The 8,387-nt window shown below is 36.1% G+C and carries 10 protein-coding genes; all 10 read left to right on the forward strand.

All coding sequences use genetic code 11. The features are described 5' to 3' along the window. Window positions 1-4 precede the first annotated feature (4 nt). Window positions 5-367 (forward strand): cupin domain-containing protein, encoded by a 363-nt coding sequence (locus tag AACZ41_RS14930; RefSeq protein ID WP_339629375.1) that lies wholly within the window; start codon window positions 5-7, stop codon window positions 365-367. After that, a complete protein-coding gene (locus AACZ41_RS14935; RefSeq protein WP_339629376.1) occupies window positions 368-1,270 on the forward strand; it encodes an ABC transporter ATP-binding protein in 903 nt (300 codons plus the stop codon). Next, window positions 1,270-1,998 (forward strand): ABC transporter ATP-binding protein, encoded by a 729-nt coding sequence (locus AACZ41_RS14940; RefSeq protein WP_339629377.1) that lies wholly within the window; start codon window positions 1,270-1,272, stop codon window positions 1,996-1,998. Before AACZ41_RS14935 ends, AACZ41_RS14940 begins: the two co-directional genes overlap by 1 nt. Then, window positions 1,995-3,101: an ABC transporter permease gene (locus AACZ41_RS14945; RefSeq protein WP_339629379.1), complete on the forward strand. Its 1,107-nt coding sequence runs from the start codon at window positions 1,995-1,997 to the stop codon at window positions 3,099-3,101. Before AACZ41_RS14940 ends, AACZ41_RS14945 begins: the two co-directional genes overlap by 4 nt. A 1-nt stretch (window position 3,102) precedes the next feature. Next, a complete protein-coding gene (locus tag AACZ41_RS14950) occupies window positions 3,103-4,224 on the forward strand; it encodes an ABC transporter permease (RefSeq protein WP_339629382.1) in 1,122 nt (373 codons plus the stop codon). Between the two features lie 2 nt (window positions 4,225-4,226). Beyond that, a complete protein-coding gene (locus AACZ41_RS14955; RefSeq protein ID WP_339629384.1) occupies window positions 4,227-4,982 on the forward strand; it encodes a TIGR00730 family Rossman fold protein in 756 nt (251 codons plus the stop codon). A gap of 11 nt (window positions 4,983-4,993) precedes the next feature. After that, complete coding sequence (locus AACZ41_RS14960; RefSeq protein WP_339629385.1) at window positions 4,994-5,380, forward strand: hypothetical protein; 387 nt, start codon at window positions 4,994-4,996, stop codon at window positions 5,378-5,380. Further along, window positions 5,377-5,820: a DUF2141 domain-containing protein gene (locus AACZ41_RS14965; RefSeq protein ID WP_339629386.1), complete on the forward strand. Its 444-nt coding sequence runs from the start codon at window positions 5,377-5,379 to the stop codon at window positions 5,818-5,820. The genes AACZ41_RS14960 and AACZ41_RS14965 overlap by 4 nt, the downstream gene beginning before the upstream one ends. Before the next feature lie 2 nt (window positions 5,821-5,822). After that, window positions 5,823-6,719: a hypothetical protein gene (locus tag AACZ41_RS14970; protein WP_339629387.1), complete on the forward strand. Its 897-nt coding sequence runs from the start codon at window positions 5,823-5,825 to the stop codon at window positions 6,717-6,719. A gap of 78 nt (window positions 6,720-6,797) precedes the next feature. Continuing rightward, complete coding sequence (locus AACZ41_RS14975) at window positions 6,798-7,607, forward strand: restriction endonuclease (RefSeq protein WP_339629388.1); 810 nt, start codon at window positions 6,798-6,800, stop codon at window positions 7,605-7,607. The last annotated feature ends 780 nt before the right edge of the window (window positions 7,608-8,387 follow it).

The raw sequence follows: 8,387 nt of genomic DNA on the forward strand, positions 1-8,387 counted from the left end.
TAAAATGAAAAAACTAGCATTAGTAATACTAACACTCGCCACCCTTTGGAGTTGTGGCACTGTAAAAAACAGCAATACGATGAACTTAAAAACCCTGCACACCGAAGAAAAAGCAGTAATAACGCAACTTTTGTTTAAACCTACAGATGCGAAAGTAATCTCAATTCAAATTGAAAAAAACAAAAGCCTTGAAGAGCACGTTTCCAAAATGCCGGCACTCTTTGTATGCGTGAGCGGTAAAGCGGTTTACTCAGACGAAAAAGGCACTAAAGAAACCTTACAAGAAGGCGATTATGTAATTATTGAAGCCAATGTAAAACACCAAGTAGATGCACTAAAAAAGAGCCATTTCTTATTGATAAAATAAATGGGAATCCTTGTAAAAAACATATCTAAATCCTACGGCAAGGTAACGGCTTTGTCCAACATTTCCTTGGATGTAAAGCCTGGTGAACTCTATGGTTTAATCGGTCCCGATGGTGCCGGCAAAACCACCTTGTTCCGCATATTGACCACCTTGTTGATTGCCGATAAAGGACAAGCCACCGTTGCTGGTTTTGATGTGTTTCACGATTACAAATCCATCAGAAATAGTGTGGGCTATATGCCGGGACGTTTCTCATTGTATCAAGATTTAACGGTAGAGGAAAACCTGAATTTTTTCGCTACCATATTTGGGACTACCATAGCAGAAAACTACGATTTAATCAAAGACATCTATGTGCAAATAGAACCTTTTAAAAACCGAAGGGCCGGTAAACTTTCCGGCGGAATGAAGCAAAAACTCGCCTTGAGCTGTGCCTTGATTCACAAACCCAAAGTCTTGTTTTTAGACGAACCCACAACTGGTGTGGACCCAGTGTCGAGAAAGGAGTTTTGGGAAATGCTCAAACGCTTGCAACAAAAAGGCATCACCATTTTAGTATCTACGCCCTATATGGACGAAGCCGCTTTATGCGACCGCATTGCCTTAATACAAGGCGGTAAAATTCTTGAAATAGATACGCCAAAAGCCATTGTTGGCCACTTTCCAAAACCATTGTATAACATCAGTGCTTCTAATATGTACAGCCTAATTAATAGTTTAACCCACTATGAGCATACTTATAGTGTTTTTCCTTTTGGGGAGTTTGTACACTATACCGACAAGCGCGACCCTATCGATAAAGCAAGTTTAAAAACTTATTTAGAGCAACAAGGACTTACCAATATTGACATTGTAGTCACCCAACCCACCATAGAAGACACTTTTATGGAATTAGCCAAATAATGAAAACACAAAACGTTATAGAAGTAGAAAACCTTTCCAAACTATTTGGTGATTTTACAGCGGTAAACCAAATAAGTTTTCACGTAAAAGCCGGGGAAATTTTTGGATTTCTCGGTGCCAATGGTGCCGGAAAAACTACAGCAATGAAAATGCTTATTGGTATTTCATCACCTTCTTCGGGCAAAGCAACAGTAGCGGGATTTGATGTGTACAAACAAACCGAATCCATCAAAAAAAATATTGGGTATATGAGCCAAAAGTTTGCTTTATACGATGACCTTACCGTAAAAGAGAACATTACATTTTTTGGAGGTATTTACGGACTGTCCAAAAAACAAATAGACCAAAAACGCTGCGAACTGGTTGAAGAATTAGGACTTCAAGAAGTAACCAATAGTTTGGTGACCTCATTGCCCTTGGGCTGGAAACAGAAGTTGGCTTTTTCGGTGTCCTTATTGCACGAACCGAAAATTGTTTTTTTAGATGAGCCTACTGGTGGCGTTGACCCCATTACCAGACGGCAATTTTGGGAACTCATTTACAAAGCTGCCCACAATGGCACCACCATATTCGTAACTACCCATTATATGGACGAAGCCGAATATTGCGACCGTGTATCTATAATGGTAAATGGAAAAATTGAAGCTCTGGACACGCCCAAAAAGTTAAAAGAACAATATAAAACGGATACAATGAACGACGTTTTTTTAAAACTAGCCAGAGGATGAAACGATTTGTAGGTTTTGTAAGAAAAGAATTTTATCACATTTTTCGTGATAGACGTTCGTTGTTTATTTTGTTCGGGATGCCTATTGCCCAAATCCTTTTGTTCGGTTTTGCCATTACCAATGAAATTAACAATGTAGATATCGCCATTTTAGACCAGGCCAATGATGTTACTTCCAAAGAAATCATCAATAAAATTGCTTCTTCAAAGCATTTTAGCATTGTAGATATCATTCAACAAGAGTCTTCCATAGAATCCATATTCAAAAAAGGAAAGGTAAAAGCCGTACTTCAGTTTGAAAACAATTTTGGGCGTCATCTCATTAAAGAAAAACAAGCAACCGTACAAATATTGACCGATGCCACCGACCCCAATATGGCAAATACCATCAGTAATTACATCACGTCCATCCTTAAAAATTACCAACATGAATTAAACAACGCAGTGTCCATAGATTACCAGATTGTACCGCAAAGCCGTATGGTGTATAATGCCGAACTTAAAAGCGTATATATGTTTGTACCCGGTGTAATGACGGTTATTTTGATGTTGGTGTCGGCAATGATGACCTCTATTTCCATCACCCGCGAAAAGGAGCAAGGCACAATGGAAATTTTATTGGTGTCGCCCTTAAAACCCTTTCAGGTGATTATTGGCAAAGTGTTTCCTTACATTTTCCTATCGGTTATCAATGCCGTAGTAATCGTGTTGTTGAGCATATTTATTTTTAATGTTCCCGTAAAGGGCAGTTTGTTTTTGTTAGGGTTTGAAAGCATCTTGTTTATCATTACCTCATTGGCGTTGGGTATTTTAATTTCAACCATTTCGGCAACCCAACAAACCGCAATGATGATTTCCCTAATGGGTTTAATGCTGCCCACCATATTGCTTTCCGGATTTATTTTCCCTATCAGCAGTATGCCCTTGCCACTTCAGGTTATTAGCAACATTATTCCCGCCAAGTGGTTTATCATTATTGTTAAAGGCATTATGCTTAAGGGCGTTGATATTGTGTTTCTTTTAAAAGAAACCTTGATTTTATTTGCTATGACCTTGCTATTTATGGGCATCAGTGTTAAAAAATATAAAATAAGACTCGAATAAAATGAAGATAATACTGTATATCATAAGAAAAGAGTTCAAGCAAATCTTTAGAAATAAAGGAATGCTGCCCATTATCTTTATTTTGCCTGTCCTACAATTGGTTATTTTGTCCAATGCAGCAACCTATGAGATAAAAAACATCACCTTTGGCTATGTTGATGCCGATAACAGTAGTACGTCCAGAGGCTTGATAGAACGATTTGAAGCTTCAACCTATTTTAATGTTTCAGAAAAGTTTTCTTCGGAAAAAGAAGCCTCTACCGCAATGCAAGAAGGCAGTGTGGATGTGTACGTGAACATTCCAACGCATTTTGAACGTGATTTACAAAAAAACAAGCGCAACGAAATAGGTGTATTTATTGATGCCATTGACGGTTCGGCAGCAGGAGTCATTAATGTGTATGCAACCCAAATTATACAAAATTATAACAAACACATTGCAACAGACTTGATACAGGTTTCAGATTCCGTTCAGCAACCCAGTAGTATAGACAGTATTCCGTTGTTTTGGTATAATGAAACCCTCAACTACAAAACCTTTATGGTGCCAGGTATTTTGGTACTACTCGTTACTATGATTACGCTGTTTTTATCAGGAATGAACATTGTAAGGGAAAAAGAAATAGGCACGCTGGAACAAATTAATGTAACACCCATAAAAAAACATCAATTTATTATCGGCAAACTCTTCCCGTTTTGGGTGTTGGGTATGGGACTCTTAACTATTGGGTTAATTCTTGCGAAGGTTATTTTTAACGTGCCCATACTCGGAAACCTACTGCTTCTTTATGGCTATACTTCGGTGTATATACTGGTGATTTTAGGAATGGGTTTGTTTATTTCAAACTTTACCGATACCCAACAGCAAGCAATGTTTATTGCTTGGTTCTTTATCGTGATATTTATTTTAATGAGTGGCTTGTTTACACCCATAGAGAGTATGCCCAAATGGGCGCAACTCCTCACCGAATTCAATCCTATTAAATATTTTGTAGAGATTATAAGAATGGTAATGCTCAAAGGTTCCGGCTTTGCTGATATTTTTCCATTAGCCATAAAAACATTGGCTTATGCCATTGTAATGAACGGATTGGCCGTTTGGAGTTATAAGAAAACAACCTAAATATGAGTCGTCGTACTAAACATAAAAACAAATTGATTACCAATGAATCTCTATTTATTAGGGGGCCTTTATCCCGTTTGAAAGAATTAGGGTTTGCATTTAAGGTGTTCTTCAATTTTATTAAGGCCTTTAGGGTAATGCACTTTGTTGGCCCTTGTGTTACCGTATTTGGTTCGGCACGTTTTACACAAGAATCCGAACATTATAAAAATGCTGCAAAAATTGGTGCTGAATTGTCAAAAATAGGGTTTACAGTAATGACAGGCGGCGGTCCGGGAATTATGGAAGCTGCCAATAAAGGCGCGTATGAAGCTGGGGGGTATTCTGTTGGTTGCAATATTGTATTGCCTTTTGAACAAAAACCAAACCCATATCTTCATAAATGGATTAACATTCCCTATTTCTTTTTACGAAAAGTAATTTTGGTAAAATACTCTTATGCTTTTATAGTGATGCCAGGAGGTATTGGTACTTTAGACGAATTGTTTGAAGCACTAACCTTGATACAAACTAATATCATCAAAAGTTTTCCTGTGGTCATTTTCGATTCTCAATATCATAAAGAATTATGTGAGCATATCCATTTAATGGCAAAAAAAGAAAGCATCAGTCCAAAAGATATGAAGCTGTTATTTATAACCGATTCTATAGAGGATTTAATTACGCATATTGAAACTTATTCCATCAAAAAATTTGGACTGGTAAAAAAATCAGTCAATCCAAAATGGTGGCTTGGTGAGGCACAAAAAACATTTTAAAGTGATGAATTATGAAGAAAAGTGATTTTTTTAAATATGGAATAATAACTGTATTGTCCGCTTTTGCTTTACTGACCTTATTTTTAAGCAGTTCTGTATTGTTTGATTGGTTTGGCATAAGGGCAAAAGAAGGGAATTATGTACCATTTATTGTAGGGACAAATTTTTTGTGCTCTATTCTGTATTTAACCGCAGCTTATGGTTTCGTTAAACGAAAACAATGGACTTTTAAAGTCTTGCTGACCGCATTAATCTTTTTATCCGTTGGCTTTATAGGTTTGTTTGTTCATATTACTATTGATGGACTTTATGAAACTAAAACCGTTAGAGCTATGGTTTTTAGAATTGTGCTCACTTTAGGGTTTTTAGTTCTTGCTAAAAAAATAACTAACAAATGAAATTGATAGCCTGTCTTTTATTGGGAAGTTTGGTCTTTGCGCCAAAACAAAATACACAAGAAAGATATAGCCTTACGGTAACAACAGAAAACTTAAAAAATTCTGAAGGAACATTGTTTTTTTCCCTTTACAATACAGAAGGTAGTTTTCCTGATGAGAAGTTAGAACGCTACTATAAAAAGAAGAGTGTAACAATTGATGATAAAAGCGTCAAGGTTACATTTAACAACCTGCCTAAAGATAACTATGCTGTTACCGTTTTACACGACGAAAACAATAATGGTGAAATAGACAAAAAATTTATGTTGCCCTTACCTAAAGAAGGTATAGGGATTTCAAATTACGATGATTTTGGATTGTTCAACCGCCCAAACTTTAAAGATGCCAGCTTTGCCTTAAATAAGGGTAAAACCATAACGGTTAAGGTTATTTATAAATAGCAATGAAATACAACATTTACATATTGTTATTGATGATTAATTGCAGTTTTTTTGCGATTGCACAGGAAGTAGATTCTATTTTACCAGAGCTGACTTTATCCAAAATTGCACTTATTAATCAAACCGATAGCTATATCACTTTTCCCTTCGATATTGGTAATATAGAGCCCTTAATGTTTGAAGCCAATATAAATCCTTCATTTATTATAAGAGAGCGAGAAGACGCTAAACTGATGGCTGTTTTGACCCCACAGATTGTGATAAGAATGTATAATGAAGAATCATATCCTGTGAGAACACCGAGCTACATACCGCAAGTTTCTTTTTATTATTTGGCCAAACAAAATAATATCAATAATACCTTATCAATTTTTGGTAAAATAGCCCATCACTCTAACGGGCAAGATGGTTCGTTTTATAATGAGGATGGTTCCATAAATTTACTTACAGGAAATTTTGCTACAAACTATTTTGAATTAGGAGCCTTAAAATCTTCATACAGTTCTCGACTTAATGCAATAAAAGTACTTAAAAGCTCAATTGAAGTACACCCAAAAAGCTGGATGCTTGAAGAACTTGAAGGTTCATATAGTGGTTTGCGGTGGCATAATTCATTTACAGCCTTTAAGATACCCTTTGGCAATAGCAAAAGCAGCCAAAGACCTCATTTTTCGATGAAATTGGAAACCAATTTAATGTTAGACCAATACAATAATCTTGATTTTTTCGATGCAGACCGCATCAATGCTGGATTGACCTTTTATTACCACCCACAATTTTTAGAAGATATTGGATTGTTTGTGCAATTCTATCACGGAATGGATTACTACAATATTTATTTTCAGCATCAATTGGACGTCATACGGTTTGGGATAATGACCGAAATTTTACGCTTTTAAACTACTTGAATTATGAACCAAAATCAAATTGTAGTAACCAAAAATTCTGAATAAAAAGAGAATTATTCTGAAGAAAAATTGAGAGCTTCCTTACACTCTTGTGGTGCAACCAAAAATCAAATTGATATCATAATCAATCAGATTAACCCTCAAATTTATAATGGCATTACAACCAACGAAATCTATAAAAAAGCGTTTTCAATTTTAAAGAAGTTTGACCGCTCTTTTGCTTCGAGGTATAGTCTTAAACTTGCCCTTTTTGAATTGGGACCAACAGGTTATCCATTTGAGCATTTAATAGGTGCTTTATTAAAAGAAAAAGGTTATGAAACTAAGGTTAGCATTGTTTTACAAGGCAATTGTGTTACCCACGAAATAGATGTATTGGCAGAAAAAAATGGTAATGTATATGCCGTTGAATGCAAATTTCATTCAGATTCAAGAGCAACAAGCAATGTAATGGTGCCTTTGTATATAAACTCCAGATTTTTGGGCGTACAAAAGCATTGGAATGGCAATTCAAACAATAGAACGCATTTAAAACAAGGATGGTTGGTAACCAATACGCGTTTTACGAAAGATGCCGTAGATTATGGAATGTGCATCGGTTTAACGCTCTTAAGTTGGGATTATCCTAAAGATAAGGGTATAAAAACCAATATTGACAGTTACGGACTCTATCCCGTAACAGCCCTAACTACCTTGACCAAAAAAGAAAAACAGCAACTTATTACAACAGATATTATTCTGATAAAAGAACTTTATAACAACATACACGTACTTCAAAATTTAGATATTTCAACAAACAGAATACAGCAAACCAAAAAAGAAATTGGCAAGCTGTTACATTATGACAATTTTACCAATGAAACAAGAGAAGTTAATTAACGAAAAACCACATAAGTACGATGGTCGCTGCATACAAATCTTATTTAGAACGGTTAGTAAAAACCATTATAGCCTCTTAAAAATGGTTGACAATAAAGCGAGGATTGTACTAACCGTAAATTCCATAATTACTTCTTTGTTTTTTGGAATTCAAATTTTGAACAGGGAGGCACATTCCCCTGCATTCCACGAAAAGCTTCATTTCTAAAAAAGAGCTTCACTAAAAAAAATCTTGGACACAACTTCAAAGTTTCCGATTTCCATTTCATTAATCCCTTAAAAAAGCGGGAAACACTTCATTCCCAATCTACACCTTTAAAGTCAAGTCCGCTTAACATACCACTAAACGAGAATAATCCGTTTTCATAACCCGGTAAGCACATTCCCCTGCATTTCGCGAAAAACTACATTTCGGGAAAAGAGCTTCCCTGCAAAGGTCTTGGACACAATCCCCAATTTTAGCTTTCCATTCCGTTAACCCTTTCCGCTGCGCTGGAACGGGACACTTCATTTCAGAGCTAAAACTGTGAATAGCGTCCGCCAAATCGGAATTCCATTATTCATTTGGTACCGCTTCCTATGTTTGTGTATTTCACAAAAGCCTTTAGACTTACATCCGCACCCTCGCCGTTATCCCCTTTTTTCGACAGCAAAATACCAACATTTTGAAGTTGAACGGACTGCATAAACCGTTCTCGTTGCGCTTCACTATTTATAAGTCCTTGTCAATTCCAAATATTGAAAATGTATCAGCAACAAAAAAAGGTAACAGCGAGGGCG

Source organism: uncultured Maribacter sp., assembly GCF_963974015.1.
Taxonomy (GTDB): Bacteria; Bacteroidota; Bacteroidia; order Flavobacteriales; family Flavobacteriaceae; genus Maribacter.